Genomic DNA, 17,388 nt, shown 5'->3' with positions numbered 1-17,388 from the left:
GCGCATCCGTGGGCGGATTCTCGACAGACGGATCGGGTCGAAGCGCGGGTGCCGCGGCCGGCGGGCGGCAGCACCATGAGGTCATGAATATCGGTATGGATATCGGCAAGACAGGACAGATTCTTCTCGCCGATATCGGCGGTACCAATGCGCGCTTCGCGCTGAGCCAGAGCGATCCTGATTCCGGTCAACGCGATCAGCCCGGCCCCATCGACTATGTAAAGGTCGCCGACTTTCCGACCGTCCGCGAAGCCATCGCGGACGTCCTGGCGCGCCGGGCCGGCGGCCGGCAGCCCCGGAGAGCCGTGCTGGCCGTGGCCGGTCCCGTCACCAATAACCGCTGCGTCATGACCAACAGTCCCTGGGTCATCGACGGCAACGAGCTGCAACCGGCGCTCGGCTTCGACAGCGTTCACGTGCTCAATGACTTCGAGGTGGTGGCCTGGTCCCTGCCCGCCTTGCAGCCTGCCGATCTGATTCCGCTCGGCGGACAGGACGGCTTGGCCGGAGAGCCGCTGCTGGTGGTCGGACCTGGAACCGGCTTTGGGGTCTCCTGCCTGGTCGAGCGCCATGGCGCGCGCCTTGCCGTCGTCACCGAGGCCGGACACGCGACCCTGCCGGCGGAGAACGAGCGCGAGGAACGCGTGATCGCGTGCCTGCGCCGGCGTCTCGGCCACGTCTCCATCGAGCGTGGCGCGCTCTCGGGTTTCGGACTGCAAAACCTCTACGAAGCCACGGCCGAGGTTGACGGCGCCCAGGTGCCGCATCGCGACGCTGCCGCCATCACCAAGGCCGCGCTCGAAGGCAGCTGTCCCATCAGCCGCGCGACGCTGGACATGTTTTGCGCCATCCTCGGCTCGGTCGCGGGCAATCTCGCGGTGACGTTCGGCGCGCGCGGCGGCGTCTATGTCGCCGGCGGAATCGTGCCGCGCTTTCCCGAGTTCCTGCTGGCCTCCGCGTTCAGGGCTCGCTTCGAAGCCAAGGGACGCTTCCAGGACTATCTGCGCAACATCCCGACCCGGCTCGTGATCAAGCCCGATGCGAGCTTCGTCGGCCTGAAGATGTTTGCCGATTCCCAAGCTGGTTGAGGCCCGGCTGCCCCGGCAGCTTGCGGGTTCCCGTCATGCACAGCTGATTGCGGCGCATGCGCGGCTTCGGACGCGATCTTGCTTGCGCCCCTGTTTCAGATCGGAAACAATCCTGCCGTGTGTATGTGTGGCGTAGTTGCGGGGGCGTGACATGCGTAAGCAAGATTTCGGTTTCGACTATCACCGCTATCATCGCCTGCTTTGCGAGGCGGATGACGAAGACAAGCGGATGGCGCTGATCGACCTCCTGATCGAGGAAAAGGCGCGGGAGCGGCTGGCCGCCCAGCGCGCGTCGGACCGCGCGGCCATGACGGCCCAAACCATCGCCACCGTGCTGAAGAACGGCCGCAACTAAGGCTTGCAACTCCCCCGCCGCCACTGCGAACGGGCGATCCGATTGCGATTCCGTTAAGGACGCCTGGCAATCTCGTGTCAAACTTTTTGCGCTAGAAGTTCCCTCACCTGATGCAATTCAGGATCAACAAAGGGGGGAATGAACATGAGCATGATTTCGCTTACCGCTGTGCCGGCCGCCGTCGAAACGCGTTTCGCCGATCTGACCTTCAAGACCATCCTGGCGTTCTGCTGCACGGGCCTTGTCGCCTCGTTCGGCCTGATGGCGCGTGGCATCGACCTCAGCGCTGGCCTGATCTAAGATCGCGACGAATTCTGTTGCCGAATGGCCGCCCCCGACGGGCGGCCATTTTCGTTGAAGGCGTCGTCAATTTGGCGCGTCCGCGCCGCTCAGTGCGGCGTTTGGGCCGGGGCTCCCGGAAACATCGAATCAATCATCGCCTTGAGCTGATCCATTGCGATCGGCTTGCGCAGGATCGGCCTGCGCCGGAGCAAGGACGGCAGCAGCTCTGGCCCGTAGCCGGTTGCGAACATGAACGGCTTTCCCCGACGTTCGATCAGGTCGGCGACCGGATCGACGTAGACGCCCATGAGATTGATGTCGAGGATGGCCATATCGTATTGCGCGGTCATCGCGAATGCGCTGGCATCTCGGACGTTGTCCGCTTCCGCGACAACGTGGTGGCCGAGTTCCACCACCATGTCCGCGATCATCATCCGGATCAGCGCCTCGTCTTCGACCAGGAAAACGGAGAGTCCGTCCGCCATATCAACCCCGCAGTCAGCTTGCGAAGATAATCATACCTCAATTGCGGGGAGGATTCACGAATTCGTGGCGGGCGCCGTTAATTCGCTGGCGCCCGATCCGATTCAACTTGATCAATCCAGTCCGCGCTCGTGGCTCAGACGCACCATCTCCTGGATGAAGACCTGCTTCTGCTTGTCATCCAAGCTGGAATAGAGCGGCTCGGCGGCGTCGGCGACATTGCGCTGGTCGGCAGCGCGATCGATCAGGAACTGCGCTTCGTTGCGCATCTGCTCGACGATATCGTCGGGCGGATCCCGCTTGGCGCGGGCAACCCGCAAGTTGAGCCGCTCTGCACCATTATGTCCCAGGTAGTGCATCGCGCTCGAGAAGCCGTACCAGTGCTTCTCCTGATCGGGGGTGAGGTTCAGCTCGGTCTTGATCCGCTCGATATAGGAATCGCTGTTGGCAACGATCTGTTCGGCGGTCTGCTGCGGCGCGCCGGACTGGGTGAGGACCGTGACATCCTTGTTGTCCTTACCCTGCGGCGCGTTCTTCGCCTCCTTGCTCGCCTTGGCGCCCTTGCTTCCCTTGGCGCTCTTGGCGTCCTTATCCTTGGCATCCTTATCTTTGGCGCCCTGCTTGGCATCCTTGCCCGCGTCCTTGGAGGCGTCCTTGCCAGCGTCCTTTGCAGTATCCCTGGCGGGCGCGCCCTGATTGCCGTTGTTGTTGCCGACGCCAAGCACGCCGGTGAAGACGCCGACCACACCGCCGATCGCGCCGCCGAGCACGCCACCGACCGGCCCCGCCGCCTTGTTTCCGGCCGCAGCGCCGTCCTGCACGCCTTTGACCAAGCCCTGGGCATTGGCCACTGCGCCGGCGCCGAGCAGCAGCGCGAGCACTGACCCCAGCGCGAACCATCGTCGCTTGTGAAGCCGCGCAGACGGCGCCGGGTTGTTCATTCTCGTCTCCATTGTCGATCGGACTGGCCTGTTGGGGCGGGAGCCTCCGCCAGTTGCAACTCTATCGTCTCCGCCGCGCGGCGGTCCAGACGCAGCGGGGTGCTGTCCACGTCCGAAAAGTCTTTCGCGCGAAGCGGTTATGCAGGCTTAATCGAAACTGCGGCGTAATTGCGCACGGAACGTTCAGGCCGGCCTTGCCCAAGTGTGCGTCGCAAAAAACAAGCGATCGCAGCAGACGAGGAACGCAGCACTGCCGCGTTCCTGCACGCAACGTTAGTTCTATGCGCGAGCCCTTTGGTTTTCTCGACAGACGCGATCAATCATGATCTGATCGCGCTACCAATTTGCTGCGGCCTCGATGAATTGCCATCGGGCCGACGGCATCAAGAAGAAAATCGAACAACAAGAACTCGGAAAAGAAGTCTTAGAGGAAACTCCAACAACAAACACCCAAGCGAGGAAACGAGATGTCACGCAAGGCACTGACGCGACGTCAATTTGTAGCTGCCACTGCAATGTCCTCCGCGGCGCTGATCACGGCGCCCTACGTCCGGGGCGCCTACGCCGCCGGCAAGCTCTCGATCGGTTTCTGGGACCATTGGGTCCCCGGCGCCAACAAGGCCTCGACCGACCTCGTCAACGAATGGGCTGCGAAAGAGAAGGTCGAAGTCTCGATCGACTACATCACCAGCAACAACAAGAAGCTCGAACTGACGGTCGCCGCCGAAGCGCAAGCGAAATCCGGCCACGACATTCTCCAGATGCCGACCTGGTGGCCGCACGCCTATGCGGACCAGCTCGAGCCGGTCAGCGACATCATGGAGGCGATCGTCAAGCAGAACGGCGAGGTGAACGGCACGACCAAATATCTCGGCCAGTCCGGCGGCAAATGGCTTGCCGTTCCCGCCACCGTCGGCAGCCAGATCAAGGGCCCCTGCTCGCGCATCGACCTGATGAAGAAGCATGCTGGCATCGACGTCCAGGAAATGTATCCGGCGGGCAGCACGCCCAAGGACGAGAACTGGACGATGGACGTCTTTCTCAAGGCTGCGGAAGCCTGCAACAAGGCCGGCTTCCCGTTCGGGATCGGCCTCGGCGAGACCACCGACAGCGTCGATACCGCCGGCGCGATCTTCCAGTCCTTCGGCGCCGAGCTCGTGAATTCCAAGGGCGACATCACCGTGAAGAGTGATAACGTGCGTCAGGCCCTCGAATTCTACAAGAAGCTGATCGCGGTGCTTCCGGCGGACGCGCCCTCCTGGGATGACGCGTCCAACAACAAATGGCTCATCTCGGGTCGCGGTGCACTGATCCTGAATCCGCCGAGCTCGTGGGCCGTTGCCAAGCGCGACGCCCCCCAGGTCGCCGAGCAATGCTGGACTCACGGCATGCCGGCGGGTCCAAAGGGCCGCTTCGCACCGTTCCTGCCCTATTTCTGGGGCGTATGGGCCTTCGGCAAGAACAAGGAAGCCGCCAAGAGCCTGCTGACCCATCTGTCGCAACCCTCGTCGATCGAAAAGTTCGTCGCGGCGAGCGGTGGCTACGATCTCCCGGCCTTCGCCAACATGACGAAGCTGAAGACTTGGGCCGAGGAAGGGCCGCCGAAGGGCACGCTCTATAGCTATCCCGACCCGCACGGCCGCCAGACCATGTCGATCGCGGCCTCGCCGGCGCCGCCCAAGATCGCGCAGCAGATCTACAACCAGGCGACGCTGACCAAACTGGCGCTGCGCTACGCCCGTGGCGAGACCATGGAGCAGGCGCTCTCCTGGGCCGAGGGCGAGTGCGAAGGCTTCATGCGGAGCTGATGCCGGGTCAATGCCATGGCGGTTCACGCGTTCGCGCGTGAGCCGCCGGGGATTCCCCGTTCCGTCCGCTCCGACGAAGCCGACCCGTGCGGCCGGCTTCCGTTGAACATTCCGTCAGAAAGTTTGACCATGGCCGATGTCGTCGTTGAGCAAGGTCGCTCCATCCGGGTTGCTGCCCCGCGCAAGCGCACAAGCCTCCGCAATGCGCTCAGGCGGAAGTCGACGATGGCGTTCTTCCTGACGCTGCCGCTGATCCTCCTGATCGCGCTGCTCGTGCTTTATCCCGCCTTCTACTCCATGCATCTGGCGACCTTGAACAAGTCGATGCAGAAGTTCGTCGGCCTCGGCAACTTCACGTTCCTGTTCAAACGCGACACGTTCTGGATGGTGGTCCGCCAATCCTGCATTTTTGCCCTCACCGCCGTGTTCTTCAAGGCGCTGATGGGCTTCATCGTCGCCCATTTCGTCCACAACCTTCCGGCCAAGGGCCAGCGCAAATGGCGCGGCATGCTGCTGGTGCCCTGGGTGATCCCGCCGGCGATGAGCACGCTGGCCTGGCTGTGGCTGTTCGACCCCTCTTACAGCGCCTTCAACTACACCCTGTCCTTCTTCGGCATCGGGCCCATTCCCTGGCTCGGCGACACATTCTGGGCGCGCTTCTCCGTCATCCTCGTCAACGTCTGGTACGGCGCGCCGTTTTTCATGATCATGTACCTCGCCGCGCTGAAATCGGTGCCTGACCAGCTCTACGAGGCCGCGTCGATCGACGGCGCCAATTGGTGGCAGAAGATCTGGCACATCACCTTGCCGATGATGCGCAACATCATCGCCATCACCACGCTGTTCTCGCTGATTGTGACCTTCGCCAATTTCGACATCGTGCGCATCCTGACCTCCGGCGGCCCGCTGGATTCGACGCATCTGTTCGCGACCTGGGCGTTCCAGGTGGGCATCCAGAGCAGCGATATTCCGCTCGGCGCCTGCGTCTCGCTGTTCATGGTGCCGATCCTCGCAGTCGCGGCGATCTTCATTCTGCGCGATGTCAACAAACGTGGGAACGAAGCCTGATGAGCACGCTGGCAATCGACAAGGGCGGCCCCACGCGCAAGGTCAAATACCGGAGCATGAGCCGGGATCGCGCCTGGGCGCTGCGCTGGTCCTACTTCTTCCTGGTGCTGTTTGCGATCTTCTCGCTGACACCGCCGATCTACATGCTGATCACATCGCTCAAGAGCAGCGCGGAGATTTCGGCGGCGACCAATCCCTGGTGGGTGTTTCATCCCACCCTGGCGAACTATGTCGAGCTTCTGACCTCGAACCAGTTTCTGCGCTTCTTCTGGAACTCCGCGATCGTCTCCATCGTGGTGGTGACGATCACGATGCTGATCAGCATTCCCGCGGCGTTCGCGCTGGCGCGGATGAAATTCTGGGGCTCAACCACGCTCGCGACCGGAGTGTTCCTCACCTACCTCATCCCGGACAGCCTGCTGTTCATTCCGCTGTTCAAGATGCTCGCGGTCTTTCAGGACATCACCGGCATCACGCTGCTCAATCGCTGGTACGTGCTGCTGTTCATCTATCCGACGCTGACGGTGCCGTTCTGCACCTGGATCATGATCGGCTATTTCGCCTCGATCCCCAAGGAGCTGGATGAGGCCGCCCTGATCGACGGCGCCTCCTGGCTGCAGACGCTGACGCGGATCTTCATTCCGGTCGCGCTGCCCGGGCTGATCGCCGCGACCATCTTCGCCTTCACGGTATCCTGGGCCCAGTTCCTGTATCCGCTGGTGTTCACGACATCGGTCGACCAGCTGGTGCTGCCGGTCGGCATCACCACCACGCTGATCAAGGGCGACGTCTTCAACTGGGGACAGATCATGACCGGCGCCCTGCTCGGCGCGGCGCCGCCGCTGATCATCTACGCCTTCCTGATGGACTACTACATTGCCGGCCTGACCGCCGGCGCGACAAAGGGTTGATGGCGAGGAGCTGAAGTTCGATGGCTGACGTTGCTTTGCGGAAGGTAGTCAAGCGTTACGACGACGTCGAGGCCGTGCGCGGCATCGACCTCGACATTGCCGACCATGAGTTCATCGTGCTGGTCGGCCCCTCCGGCTGCGGCAAGTCCACGACGCTGCGCATGATCGCGGGCCTCGAGGACATCAGCGACGGCGACATCATGATCGGCGGCGACGTCGTCAACGACGTGCCGCCGAAGGATCGCGACATCGCGATGGTGTTCCAGAACTACGCGCTCTACCCGCACATGACGGTTGCGGAGAACATGTCGTTCGGGCTGCGCCTGAAGCACTATCCCAAGGCGGAGATCAAGGCGCGGGTGACGGAAGCCGCCCGCCTCCTCGACATCACCGACCTGATCGACCGCAAGCCGAAGCAACTCTCAGGCGGCCAGCGCCAGCGCGTCGCGATGGGCCGCGCCATCGTGCGCAACCCGAAGGTCTTCCTGTTCGACGAGCCGCTGTCCAATCTCGACGCGAAACTCCGCGTGCAGATGCGCATCGAGATCAAGAAGGTGCACCAGAAGGTGCGCACCACGACCGTCTACGTCACCCACGACCAGGTCGAGGCGATGACGCTGGCCGACCGCGTCGTGGTGATGAACAAGGGCCGCATCGAGCAGATCGGCACGCCCAACGAACTCTACCACAAGCCTGCGACGCGCTTCGTCGCCGGCTTCATCGGCTCGCCCGCGATGAACTTCATCCCGTGCCGGCTCGAGGACGTCGGCGGCGCGCTGCAGATCCGCCTCGCCGACCGCATCGCGTTTGCGCTGCCGCCGGCCCGCGCCGCGCGCTACAACGCGCTGCCGCGCACGGAGAAGCTGCTGCTCGGTATCCGCCCCGAGCATCTCACCGAGTCGCATGCGCATCTCGGACCTGGCGTCGAATCCTTCGACACCGTGCTCGACGTCACCGAGCCGATGGGCATGGAGACCCTGGTCTATTTCGGGCTCGAGGGCACGCCGGTCTGCGGCCGCGTCGATCCCAATGCCGGCGCTACGGACGGGGCTCCCATGCGTTTGGCGATGGACCTCAACAACATGCACCTGCTAAACGAGGCGACCGGCGTCGTGTTATGACGCCGGCTCAAGAAACTCGCGCAGGCAGGGGACGATGGCGACCAACAAGAAGAAGATTTTCGTTACGCAAACTTTGTCGCAAGGGGCACGCGCCCTCCTCACCCAGCGCGACGATATCGAGCTCGTCGAGTTCGCGAACCTGATCTCGGCGAAAGACTTCGAGGCCTTGCTGAAGAGCCATGCGCCGGTCCATGGCGTCGCGCTCGGCGCGACCGCCTTCGGCGAGACCGAGCTCGAAGCCGCCAAGGACATGAAGGTGGTGACGCGCATCGGCGTCGGCTACGACGCCGTCGACGTGCCCGCCCTCTCCCGCCGCAAGGTGCCGCTGATGGTCGCCGGCAGCGCCAACTCGCCCTCGGTCGCCGAGCAGGCCCTGTTCATGATGCTGACGCTGGCCAAGCGCGCGCAGGAGCTGCACGCCTGCGTCAAGGACGGCAAATGGGCCGACCGGCTCGGCATGCTGCCGTTCGATCTCTACGGCAAGACCGTGCTGATCATCGGCTTCGGCCGCATCGGCAGCCGCACCGCCAAGCGGTGCCTCGCCATGGAAATGAAGGTGCAGGTCTACGATCCCTACAAACCTGCCGCCGACATCAAGGCTGCCGGTTGCGAGCCCGTCACCGACCTCGACGCGGCGCTGCCCCATGCCGATTTCGTCACCATCCACTGCCCGAAGACGCCGGAAACCGTCGGCCTGTTCGACGCCGCGCGGATCGGTCGGATGAAGCCGAAATCCTATCTCATCAACACCGCGCGCGGTGGCATCGTGAAGGAAGCCGCGCTGCATGACGCGCTCACTTCCGGCAGGCTTGCCGGCGCCGGCATCGACGTGTTCGAGGTGGAGCCGCCGCCGGTCAGCAACGCACTGTTCGCACTGCCCAACGTCATCATCGCCCCGCACGTCGCCGGCGTCACGGTCGAGGCGGTCCAGCGCATGAGCGAGCAGACCGCGCGCAACATCCTGAGTGTGCTGGACGGCGATCCCATCACGCAGAACGTCATCAATCAGGATGTGCTGGCCTGACGCGACCCGAGGCGGGCGGGCAATCCGCCCGCCTTCGGAAGGCCAGAATACGTCCCATTTTGGTGCAGATCGAGCCCCAACTCAGCCTTAATCGAACGCGCCTAATGTTCCCTGGCGGGGCGGCAGTGGGACAAACTAGCGAGCCGCGTCGAGCTGGAGGATGGACCTTGTCAGAGATCGACCCGACCGACCACGCGCTGGCGACCATCGCCAGCATTCTGGAGCGCCCCGAGCCCGTTCTGGTCATTCGCAAGACCGAAACCGAGATCGTGGTGGCTGGAGAGCGCGATCACGTTGACGCCGACGAGCATCAGGTCGTGGACGAATATCCGGCGCTCGAAGAGCATCCGGCTCTGGAAGAGCATCCTGTCGTCGAGGAGCAGCCGCTGGTCCCGGAGCACACCGATGCCGACGGATACAGCAAGGTCGGGCCCGGCCCCATGGTTGCGATCCGCCTCAAATGGACGGTCCATCGCGGCGACGACGGCCAGTTCTACGTCCACGAGACCATCGGCGAGCAATCCGCCCCCGTGGTCAGCGGCCCCATGACGAGCGAGGCCGCGGTGCATTTCGTCGACACCCAGCAGGGCGAGGCGCAAAGGCGCTTCGAGCTGCTGCGCAGCGAGATTGCCGGCCGCAGCTCGCTGGCCGATTACGAGCGCAAGGGCGAAGCGTAATCAAGTCGGATTGCTTTACACCTCTCCCCGTCGGGGAGAGGTGAGCATCGAGCCCCGCCAACTACTTCCTTCCCAAAAAGTCCCGCTTCACCAGCTCGACGCCTGCGTGCCGCAACAGGTCGTAGGCGGTCGTGACATGAAAGAAGAATTGCGGGACGCTGAACGTCAGCAGCAGCGTCCGCCCGGTGAAGGGCAGCTCGGTCCCGTTCTTCAGCTTGAAGAAGACATGTCGCTCCGCCGCCGCGTCGATTTCGGCGCGCGGCAGGCTTTCGATGAACTCGATCGACGTCGCGATGCGCGCCTGGAGCCCGGCCATGTCGTGCTCGAGCGGGGGCAGCGCCGCCGGCTCGCAGTCGGCCAGCAAGGCAGGCGCGACCACGGCATGGCGGCAGGCCTCGCCGACCTGCTGCGCCAGATCGTACATGTTCGGGGAAAGGCGCATGCCGAGCAGCACCGTCGGGTTGAACTTGCGGGCTTCCGCATAGGCGACGCCCTTGTCGAGCAGGACCGACAGGTTACGCAAATACGGTACGAAGAGGCCGACCGAGGCCTCGTGCATCGAGATCGTCACGTCGCAATTCCCTCCAATTCCGCCTCGCCAGACGCGCGCATCTGGTCTAAATCCACGCCGTATAGAGCTGCACAATGACAGCTTGCGCAGGGGTGGAGAAGAGATGATCTCGCGAATCGCGTTAGCCTTGGCCGTGGCGTTGTCGGCTAGCATTTCGGCCCATGCCCAGCAGGCGGCCTCGCGCCTGGACGAGATCGTCAAGCGCGGCACCTTGCGGGTCGGCATGACCGGCGATTACAAGCCCTTCACCTATCTGGACAAGACGACGCAGAAATTCACCGGCTTCGACGTCGACATGGCCGAAGCGCTCGGCAAGGCCCTCGGGGTCAAGGTCGAGTTCGTGCCCACGGCCTGGCCGAAGCTGATGAAGGATTTCGAGGCCGACCAGTTCGACATCGCCATGGGCGGCGTCTCGGTCACGCTCGACCGGCAGAGGAAGGGCTTCTTCTCCACGCCGATCATGCGCGAGGGCAAGACGCCGATCGCCCGCTGCGCCGACGTCGGCAAGTACCAGAGCATCGCCGACATCGACAAGAAGGGCACCCGCGTGATCGTCAATCCCGGCGGCACCAACGAGCGCTTCGCGCGCGCCAACATCAAGGACGCCGAGATCAACGTCTTCCCCGACAACACCGTGATCTTCGACGAGATCGCCAAGGGCAACGCCGACCTGATGATGACCGACGCCTCGGAGACGCGCTACCAGCAGAAACAGCATCAGGGCGTGCTCTGCGCGGTGCATCCCGAAAAGCCGTTCGACTTCTCCGAGAAGGCCTATTGGCTCCAGCGCGACATGGCCCTGAAGGCTTTCGTCGACCAGTGGCTGCACATCGCCATGGAAGACGGCAGCTACAGGAAGATCTACGCCGCCTGGTTCGATTAGCAGGCGGCCCGGCGAAACCGACAGGCACTGAGACGGGACGCCCATACGCGACATGTGTCCGCCCAGACACACTTTTTGACCGAACGTGCTGTCTTCAACCGTATGGTTGAGGCGCAGCCGGATACCGCTCGCTACCCTTCCCGATGGCCTTTCGCACGCCCAGCGCATGTTCGTCCGCGAACTGCGTGACGCGGGCGATCGGCGCGCAATGGGACTGGATCGCTGATGGCAAAGACGGTGGGCGCACTGCGGCGCGCCGAGGCAACGTTCAAACGCTCGACGATGGTGAGCCGCGGGTTGGGCAAGCGCCGCATCGGCCTGTTGCTCGGCAGCACTGCGCTGGTCGCGCTGGCCGCGTCCGGGCCGGCTTATGCTATCGACGCCACGTGGACGGGCACTGCTGGCACGTCCTGGAGCGCAGGCGCAAACTGGGACACCACCCCCACAGCACCGCTCACGGGTGACCGCGCGAGCTTGACGGGTGCGGGCGGCGCCAATCAGCCGACCGTTCTTGGCGGCGAGAATCTGAGCGTCGGCGCTGTCAGCATGACCGGTGCCAATACGCTCACCATTCAGGCAGGCGGCACGCTCAACGTCGCGACGGGCGGCGGGCAAACGGGGCTTTTCCAGCAATCGGCCGGCACACTGACAGGATCCGGCTTGCTCAACGTCGATACCTTCACGATGACTGGCGGCACGGCAACAGGCGTGACGATATCGGCGGCGACGGCGTTCAACCTGAGCGGCGTGACCGTCAGCGACACTCTTGTGGGGGCTGGCGCGCTCACGACCAGTGGTGCCGTTACGCTGAATGGAGCCAACAGCTATTCCGGCGGCACGTCGGTCACCGCCGGCCAGCTCACGCTCGGCAATGCCGCCGCGCTCGGCAGCAGCTCGAACACTGTCACGGTGGCCGGCGGCGTGCTCGATCTCGGCGGCCTTACAGTCACCCAGAATGGCGGCCTCCAGCTCCAAAGCGGCACGATCCAGAACGGCACGTTGGCGTCGTCCGGAACCTTTGACCTCCAGAGCGGAACGGTGAGCGCCACCCTTACCGGCGCTGGCGCAGTCAGCAAGACCACGGCCGGAACGGTGACGCTCACGGACGCGAGCACCTATACCGGCGGCACGACGCTCGCGGCCGGCACCATTGCAGTCGGCAACAACACCGCGCTCGGAAGCGGCTCCGTGGCCGTGACAGGCAACGCGACGCTCTCCAACACCGGCGGAACCAGCGTAACGATCGCCAACGCAGTCGATCTCGGTGCGAACCAGTTGACGCTCAGCTCCGGCGTCGGCGGTGGCGGCAACCTGCGGCTGGATGGCAACATTTCAGGCGCCGGCGGCTCGCTGCTGATCACGCAGGCCTCGGCCAGCAGGGTCATTCTCGCCGGCAACGAGACCTACAGCGGCGCGACCATTGTGAGCGGCACGCTAGAGGTGCTGGGCTCGATCAATTCGTCGGCGCTGACCGTGAACAACGGCGGCGTGCTGACGGGCACCGGCACGGTCGGTGCCACGCAAATCGACGCAGGCGGCGCGATTGCGCCCGGCGACGGCACGCCAGGGACCACGATGACGCTGGCGAGCCTGACGTTGCAAGCGGGTGCGCGATACCAGGTGCAGATCAATCCGGCGACGTCGAGCTTTGCCAATGTGACGGGCAACGCAACGCTCGGTGGGGCGACCGTCGGCGCGACATTCGCCAGCGGCAGCTATGTCGAGAAGAAGTACACTATCCTCACCGCGGGCAGCATCAGCGGCACCTTCGACCCGGCGGTGGCGAGCACCAATTTGCCGTCGAACTTCAAGACAGGCCTGAGCTATGACGCCACCCACGCTTATCTCGACCTGTCGCTGTCCTTCCTGGCGCCGAGCGGCAGCGGACTGTCCGTCAACCAGCAGAACGTCGCCAACACGCTGGTCAATTTCTTCAACGGCACCGGCGGCATTCCGCTGGTGTTCGGCGCGCTGACCCCGGCGGGTCTGACGCAGCTCTCCGGCGAGGTCGGAAGCGCACCGCAGCAGGCCACGTTCAACGCGATGAACCAGTTTCTGGGCCTGATGACCGATCCCTTCATCTCCGGGCGCGGCGATCCCATCAGCGCAGGCGGCGTGCCGAACGCGTTCGCGGATGAGAGCCTGGCCTTCGCCGCCAAGGATGCGGGCCGATCAATCGGCGCGCGCGATTCCTATGCTGCGCTCTACACCAAGGCGCCGCCGGCCCAGCCGGCTTTCGTGCAGCGCTGGAGCGTCTGGGCGGCCGGCTTCGGCGGCGCGCAGCAGACCGACGGCAATCGCGTCATCGGCTCCAGCAATACGACCAGCAATCTCTACAGCACCGCCGTCGGTGCCGATTATCGAATCTCGCGCGACACGCTGGTTGGTTTTGCGCTCGCGGGCGGCGGCACCAATTTCACGGTGGCGAATGCGCTCGGCGGCGGCCGCTCGGACCTGTTCCAGGCCGGCGCGTTCTTCCGGCACAATGCCGGCCCCGCCTACATCACGGGCGCCCTAGCCTATGGCTGGCAGGACATCGTCACCGATCGCACCGTGACGGTCGCCGGCAGCGACCGGCTGCGCGCCGAGTTCAATGCCAACGCCTATTCTGGCCGGCTCGAGGGCGGCTATCGTTTGGTCACGCAAGGCTTTGGCTGGACGCCCTACGCTGCCGCGCAGTTCACGACATTCGACCTGCCCGCCTACGCCGAGCAGGTGGTCGCGGGCAGTAACCAGTTTGCGCTGGCCTATGGCGCCAGGAGCATCACCGAGAGCCGTTCCGAGCTCGGCCTGCGCACCGACAAGGCCTTCGCCCAGACTGATGGAATCGTGACGCTGCGCGGCCGGGTGGCCTGGGCACATGATTTCAATCCGGGCCGCGCCATCGGCGCAACCTTCCAGTCGTTACCCGGCGCGAGCTTTGTCGTGAACGGCGCAGCGATGGCGTCCGACTCCGCGCTCGTGACCGCAGCCGTTGAGAAAAGATGGCTGAACGGCTGGTCGGCAGCGGGAATCTTTGAGGGCGAGTTCTCAAATCTCACGCGCTCATACGCCGGCAAGGGCGTGATACGCTACGCGTGGTAAGCCGCCGATCCACGCGTGATCGGACTTCGAGTGTCCCATTGACACGCCAAATTGTGGACCGGTTCCGGGCGTATTGAACCCGGAGCTACCGAAGCACGACTCATACGGACAACAGTGATCTAGATCACTTTTGGGGATCGATCCGATGCGTATGCGTCGGTGCGGGGACCATCTGTTCAGGAGATGCGACATGAGGAAGCTGTTGGCTACGGCCGCATTGCTTTTGTTGGCGAGCACAGCTGCCGAGGCGCAGTACACTTTCGAGTATGGCGGGCGCACCATCCGGATCGATCCCGACCGCGGCACGGTGCAGATTCCCGGCGTCTACGACAACACCGGCCAGCCCAAGGCCAAGAAGGCCAAGAAGAACGAAACGGCGCCGGGCCAGCCGCCGCAGCAGGCCACCGTCGAGCCGCAGGCTCCCGCTGCTCCCGCACCAGCGCCGGCCGCCCCGCCGCCAGCGGCCGCGCAGGCGCCTGCCCCCGCGGCCGTCGCGCCTCCGCCTGCTCCGCCCCCGGCGGCGACCGCCAGCAATGCGCCGGCCGAGACCGCGGTGCTGCCGCCCCCGCCTCCTCCTGCGCCCGCTCCAGCCGAACAGCAGGCCGCTCCCGCCGTGGCACCGCCGCCGGCCCCCACCGTGGCCGCGGCCCCTCCGGCACCGCCTCCGCCGCCCGCTCCGGCCCCGGCGCCCGCCCCGGTCCAGGCAGCCGCCGTCGCGCCGCCTGCCCCGGCGACAGGGGCGACACGCGATCTCAATTCACCGCTCGGCGTCTGGCTCACCGAGGAGAAGGAAGGCAAGGTCCGGATCGAGCAATGCGGCAGCAATCTCTGCGGCTATTCGGTCGACAGCAAGTCGAACCAGAACGGCGAGCAGGTTCTGATCAACATGAAGCCCAGCAAGGACCAGAAATGGTCCGGCCGCATCCTCGACCCCAACTCCGGCTCGACCTACGATTCGACCATCGCGATGAAGGGGACGGATCGCCTGCGCGTGCAGGGCTGCGCCTTCGGCGGCATGTTCTGCGGCGGCCAGACCTGGACACGGGTGAACTGAGCTTCGACACCGACTTCCGTTGAAAGGGGCCCGCGATCCGGGCCCCTTTGCTTTTGCCCCGCGATCCGCTGCGACGTGCGCGGCCTCACAGAGCTACCGGCTCGCGTGAGTTCCCTCACATCGCCGGTCCCGGACCCGTGGCACGTTCCCCGCACGGTCACCCAAAGGGGCGTGTCATGAACGGTTGTCGCAAAGCTTTCTTCGCCACTCTCGCCGCCATCGCAATCCCGCTCGCGCAGGCTGATGCTGCGACGAGCAGTTTCGATGGCGCATGGAATGTCCGCATCTCCTCGTCGAGCGAGACCTGCGGCAACGGCGCGACCGTCGCGATCGGCATCAACAATGGACAGATCGCCTCGAGCAGCTCGGCCGTGTCGGCATCGGGCCGCGTGGCGGACGCCGGCAGCATCAACGTCACCCTGAGCACCGGCATCAAGCGCGCCGTCGGCTTCGGCCGGCTCAGCGGCTCGTCCGGCTCCGGCACGTGGCGCGGCGCACTGTGCACGGGCACGTGGACGGCGGAGAAGATGTAGGAGCCGTGTCCCGGACGCGCTGCAGCGTGCAACGCTGCCGCGCAGAGCCGGGACCCAGCATTCTTCATGCAAGGCAGCTCTGGGTCCCGGATCGGCGACGCATCGCCTGAAGGCGATGCGTCTTGTCCGGGGACACGCAGCCTCAGCCCAGCGGCGCCGAATAATCCGCGTCCGTCACCGGCTCCAGCCAGGTCGAATAGACGCCGTCGAGCGCTTCCTGCATGGCGATATGGCACATGCTGTTTTCAGGCGAGGCGCCGTGCCAGTGCACTTCGCCTGGCGGAATCCAGACGGTGTCGCCGGGACGGATTTCCTGCACCGGGCCGCCCTTGGTCTGGACGCGGCCGACGCCTGAAATCACGTAGAGTGTCTGGCCGAGCGGATGATGGTGCCAGTTGGTGCGGGCGCCCGGCTCGAACGCGACGCGTGAGACGTTCAGCCGCGCCGGCGCGGGGGCCATGTTGATGGGATCCTGCAGCACGGTGCCGGTGAAATTTTCCTTCGGCGCGCGGCGGGTCGGCCGCTTGCCTGCGAGCGTGATGTCCATGGGGTCCTCTTTCCTTGCCTGTTACTTCTTGCTGGCGGCGTAGCGCGCCTTGGTTTCGGCGTTCATGGGATAGAGGCCGGGCAACGCTGCGCCGTTGTTCACCTCGTTGACGATCCAGGCTTCCATCCGCTCCTGCTCGACGCCCTCGTTGAGCACGTGCTCGAGCATCGCCTGCGGGATCAGCACGCAGCCGTCCTGGTCGGCGACCACAATGTCATTCGGGAAAACGGCAACGCCGCCGCAGCCGATCGGCTCGCCCCAGCCGACGAAGGTCAGGCCCGCGACCGACGGCGGCGCGGCATAGCCGTCGCACCACACCGGCAGATTGGTGCCGAGCACGCCTTCGACGTCGCGCACGACGCCATCGGTGACCAGCGCGGTGACGCCGCGCTTCATCATGCGCGCGCAGAGGATGTCGCCGAAGATGCCGGCATCGGTGATGCCCATGGCGTCGACCACGGCAATGCAGCCCTCCGGCATCGCCTCGATCGCGGTGCGGGTCGAGATCGGCGACGACCAGGATTCCGGCGTCGCCAGATCCTCGCGTGCCGGCACGAAGCGGAGCGTGAAGGCCGGTCCCACCAGGCGCGGCAAGCCCGGACGCAGCGGCCGCGCCCCCCGCATCCACACATTGCGCAGGCCCTTCTTCAGCAGGACCGTGGTGATGGTGGCAGTGGTGATGCCGGCGAGGATCTTGCGGGCTTCGGGGGACAGCGACATGGACGAGAACGAGCTCCGGGGTGCGGGAAAGAACGCGCGCATCTTGCGAGCCGCGGGCTTTGCGTCAAGGGCCAAAAGACCTGCAGAAATGCAGAGCCGCCGGGCCGTTATGCGACGCGATAACAAGGCTTTATCGTCTCCCCCTGCATTAATTTATTGGACTTGCGGGCGCATTTACGCGAAGCAGGGGTAACGCGGAACTCAAGGTCGAGCCCGCATCTCTTCCGAAGCCCGATTA

Annotated in this window: 18 protein-coding genes; 13 read left to right on the top strand and 5 right to left on the bottom strand. The window is 64.8% G+C overall.

What is annotated here, in order from left to right:
- Nucleotides 1–95: 95 nt before the first annotated feature.
- The 3 genes from glk (at nucleotide 96) to QRQ56_RS06420 (ending at nucleotide 1,743) form a co-directional block, all read left to right on the top strand.
- Nucleotides 96–1,088 (top strand): glucokinase, encoded by a 993-nt coding sequence (glk, locus tag QRQ56_RS06430; RefSeq protein WP_438740092.1) that lies wholly within the window; start codon nucleotides 96–98, stop codon nucleotides 1,086–1,088.
- 151 nt (nucleotides 1,089–1,239) lie between these two features.
- Nucleotides 1,240–1,443, top strand: a complete 204-nt coding sequence (locus QRQ56_RS06425; protein WP_438738460.1) for a hypothetical protein — start codon at nucleotides 1,240–1,242, stop codon at nucleotides 1,441–1,443.
- A gap of 144 nt (nucleotides 1,444–1,587) precedes the next feature.
- On the top strand, nucleotides 1,588–1,743 hold the full coding sequence (locus QRQ56_RS06420) for a hypothetical protein (RefSeq protein WP_438738459.1): 156 nt from the start codon (nucleotides 1,588–1,590) through the stop codon (nucleotides 1,741–1,743).
- Nucleotides 1,744–1,832: 89 nt separating this feature from the next.
- On the opposite strand, the gene QRQ56_RS06415 is transcribed toward QRQ56_RS06420, so the two are convergent.
- Together QRQ56_RS06415 and QRQ56_RS06410 are read right to left on the bottom strand one after the other, a co-directional pair.
- On the bottom strand, nucleotides 1,833–2,210 hold the full coding sequence (locus tag QRQ56_RS06415) for a response regulator (protein ID WP_438738457.1): 378 nt from the start codon (nucleotides 2,208–2,210) through the stop codon (nucleotides 1,833–1,835).
- 111 nt (nucleotides 2,211–2,321) lie between these two features.
- Nucleotides 2,322–3,149, bottom strand: a complete 828-nt coding sequence (locus QRQ56_RS06410) for a Spy/CpxP family protein refolding chaperone (protein ID WP_438738455.1) — start codon at nucleotides 3,147–3,149, stop codon at nucleotides 2,322–2,324.
- 467 nt (nucleotides 3,150–3,616) lie between these two features.
- On the opposite strand from QRQ56_RS06410, the gene QRQ56_RS06405 reads away from it, so the two are divergent.
- From QRQ56_RS06405 to QRQ56_RS06380, 6 genes are all read left to right on the top strand, one after another.
- Nucleotides 3,617–4,957 carry an ABC transporter substrate-binding protein gene (locus QRQ56_RS06405; RefSeq protein ID WP_438738454.1) on the top strand — a complete coding sequence of 447 codons (1,341 nt, stop codon included), beginning with the start codon at nucleotides 3,617–3,619 and terminating at the stop codon, nucleotides 4,955–4,957.
- 129 nt (nucleotides 4,958–5,086) lie between these two features.
- Entirely contained in the window at nucleotides 5,087–6,025 is a 939-nt protein-coding gene (locus QRQ56_RS06400; RefSeq protein ID WP_438738452.1) for a carbohydrate ABC transporter permease, read from the top strand.
- Entirely contained in the window at nucleotides 6,025–6,936 is a 912-nt protein-coding gene (locus QRQ56_RS06395) for a carbohydrate ABC transporter permease (RefSeq protein WP_438738450.1), read from the top strand. The genes QRQ56_RS06400 and QRQ56_RS06395 overlap by 1 nt, the downstream gene beginning before the upstream one ends.
- Nucleotides 6,937–6,956: 20 nt before the next feature.
- Complete coding sequence (locus QRQ56_RS06390; RefSeq protein ID WP_438738448.1) at nucleotides 6,957–8,057, top strand: ABC transporter ATP-binding protein; 1,101 nt, start codon at nucleotides 6,957–6,959, stop codon at nucleotides 8,055–8,057.
- A 34-nt stretch (nucleotides 8,058–8,091) separates the two neighbouring features.
- Nucleotides 8,092–9,081 (top strand): hydroxyacid dehydrogenase, encoded by a 990-nt coding sequence (locus QRQ56_RS06385; protein ID WP_438738446.1) that lies wholly within the window; start codon nucleotides 8,092–8,094, stop codon nucleotides 9,079–9,081.
- 167 nt (nucleotides 9,082–9,248) lie between these two features.
- Nucleotides 9,249–9,758, top strand: coding sequence for a hypothetical protein (locus tag QRQ56_RS06380; RefSeq protein WP_438738444.1), 510 nt, complete (start codon nucleotides 9,249–9,251; stop codon nucleotides 9,756–9,758).
- A gap of 61 nt (nucleotides 9,759–9,819) precedes the next feature.
- On the opposite strand, the gene QRQ56_RS06375 is transcribed toward QRQ56_RS06380, so the two are convergent.
- Complete coding sequence (locus QRQ56_RS06375) at nucleotides 9,820–10,317, bottom strand: DUF1993 domain-containing protein (protein WP_438740090.1); 498 nt, start codon at nucleotides 10,315–10,317, stop codon at nucleotides 9,820–9,822.
- 115 nt (nucleotides 10,318–10,432) lie between these two features.
- Between QRQ56_RS06375 and QRQ56_RS06370 the strand changes: the two genes are divergently transcribed.
- The 4 genes from QRQ56_RS06370 to QRQ56_RS06355 all read left to right on the top strand — a co-directional run bounded on the left by QRQ56_RS06370 (nucleotide 10,433) and on the right by QRQ56_RS06355 (nucleotide 15,883).
- Entirely contained in the window at nucleotides 10,433–11,212 is a 780-nt protein-coding gene (locus tag QRQ56_RS06370) for a transporter substrate-binding domain-containing protein (protein WP_438738442.1), read from the top strand.
- 225 nt (nucleotides 11,213–11,437) lie between these two features.
- Nucleotides 11,438–14,296, top strand: coding sequence for an autotransporter outer membrane beta-barrel domain-containing protein (locus tag QRQ56_RS06365; RefSeq protein WP_438738440.1), 2,859 nt, complete (start codon nucleotides 11,438–11,440; stop codon nucleotides 14,294–14,296).
- 190 nt (nucleotides 14,297–14,486) lie between these two features.
- Nucleotides 14,487–15,350 (top strand): DUF2147 domain-containing protein, encoded by an 864-nt coding sequence (locus tag QRQ56_RS06360; RefSeq protein WP_438738439.1) that lies wholly within the window; start codon nucleotides 14,487–14,489, stop codon nucleotides 15,348–15,350.
- Nucleotides 15,351–15,526: 176 nt separating this feature from the next.
- Nucleotides 15,527–15,883 carry a hypothetical protein gene (locus tag QRQ56_RS06355; RefSeq protein ID WP_438738437.1) on the top strand — a complete coding sequence of 119 codons (357 nt, stop codon included), beginning with the start codon at nucleotides 15,527–15,529 and terminating at the stop codon, nucleotides 15,881–15,883.
- A 142-nt stretch (nucleotides 15,884–16,025) separates the two neighbouring features.
- Here QRQ56_RS06355 and QRQ56_RS06350 read toward each other — a convergent pair whose 3' ends face one another.
- Nucleotides 16,026–16,430: a (R)-mandelonitrile lyase gene (locus tag QRQ56_RS06350; RefSeq protein ID WP_438738435.1), complete on the bottom strand. Its 405-nt coding sequence runs from the start codon at nucleotides 16,428–16,430 to the stop codon at nucleotides 16,026–16,028.
- Between the two features lie 21 nt (nucleotides 16,431–16,451).
- Nucleotides 16,452–17,150, bottom strand: a complete 699-nt coding sequence (locus tag QRQ56_RS06345; RefSeq protein ID WP_438738433.1) for a ribonuclease activity regulator RraA — start codon at nucleotides 17,148–17,150, stop codon at nucleotides 16,452–16,454.
- Nucleotides 17,151–17,388: the final 238 nt, after the last annotated feature.

Origin of the sequence: Bradyrhizobium sp. U531 (assembly GCF_051710265.1) — a bacterium.
Lineage (GTDB): Bacteria > Pseudomonadota > Alphaproteobacteria > Rhizobiales > Xanthobacteraceae > Bradyrhizobium.
Note: the sequence above shows the minus strand (reverse complement) of the source record. Positions and strands in the feature narration are given on the sequence as shown.

Excerpts from the sequence above, each read along its gene's own strand:
- glk (WP_438740092.1), top strand. The coding sequence starts at position 96 with ATGGATATCGGCAAGACAGGACAGATTCTTCTCGCCGATATCGGCGGT.
- QRQ56_RS06425 (WP_438738460.1), top strand. The coding sequence starts at position 1,240 with ATGCGTAAGCAAGATTTCGGTTTCGACTATCACCGCTATCATCGCCTG.
- QRQ56_RS06420 (WP_438738459.1), top strand. The coding sequence starts at position 1,588 with ATGAGCATGATTTCGCTTACCGCTGTGCCGGCCGCCGTCGAAACGCGT.
- QRQ56_RS06415 (WP_438738457.1), bottom strand. The coding sequence starts at position 2,210 with ATGGCGGACGGACTCTCCGTTTTCCTGGTCGAAGACGAGGCGCTGATC.
- QRQ56_RS06410 (WP_438738455.1), bottom strand. The coding sequence starts at position 3,149 with ATGAACAACCCGGCGCCGTCTGCGCGGCTTCACAAGCGACGATGGTTC.
- QRQ56_RS06405 (WP_438738454.1), top strand. The coding sequence starts at position 3,617 with ATGTCACGCAAGGCACTGACGCGACGTCAATTTGTAGCTGCCACTGCA.
- QRQ56_RS06400 (WP_438738452.1), top strand. The coding sequence starts at position 5,087 with ATGGCCGATGTCGTCGTTGAGCAAGGTCGCTCCATCCGGGTTGCTGCC.
- QRQ56_RS06395 (WP_438738450.1), top strand. The coding sequence starts at position 6,025 with ATGAGCACGCTGGCAATCGACAAGGGCGGCCCCACGCGCAAGGTCAAA.
- QRQ56_RS06390 (WP_438738448.1), top strand. The coding sequence starts at position 6,957 with ATGGCTGACGTTGCTTTGCGGAAGGTAGTCAAGCGTTACGACGACGTC.
- QRQ56_RS06385 (WP_438738446.1), top strand. The coding sequence starts at position 8,092 with ATGGCGACCAACAAGAAGAAGATTTTCGTTACGCAAACTTTGTCGCAA.
- QRQ56_RS06375 (WP_438740090.1), bottom strand. The coding sequence starts at position 10,317 with ATGCACGAGGCCTCGGTCGGCCTCTTCGTACCGTATTTGCGTAACCTG.
- QRQ56_RS06370 (WP_438738442.1), top strand. The coding sequence starts at position 10,433 with ATGATCTCGCGAATCGCGTTAGCCTTGGCCGTGGCGTTGTCGGCTAGC.
- QRQ56_RS06365 (WP_438738440.1), top strand. The coding sequence starts at position 11,438 with ATGGCAAAGACGGTGGGCGCACTGCGGCGCGCCGAGGCAACGTTCAAA.
- QRQ56_RS06360 (WP_438738439.1), top strand. The coding sequence starts at position 14,487 with ATGAGGAAGCTGTTGGCTACGGCCGCATTGCTTTTGTTGGCGAGCACA.
- QRQ56_RS06355 (WP_438738437.1), top strand. The coding sequence starts at position 15,527 with ATGAACGGTTGTCGCAAAGCTTTCTTCGCCACTCTCGCCGCCATCGCA.
- QRQ56_RS06350 (WP_438738435.1), bottom strand. The coding sequence starts at position 16,430 with ATGGACATCACGCTCGCAGGCAAGCGGCCGACCCGCCGCGCGCCGAAG.
- QRQ56_RS06345 (WP_438738433.1), bottom strand. The coding sequence starts at position 17,150 with ATGTCGCTGTCCCCCGAAGCCCGCAAGATCCTCGCCGGCATCACCACT.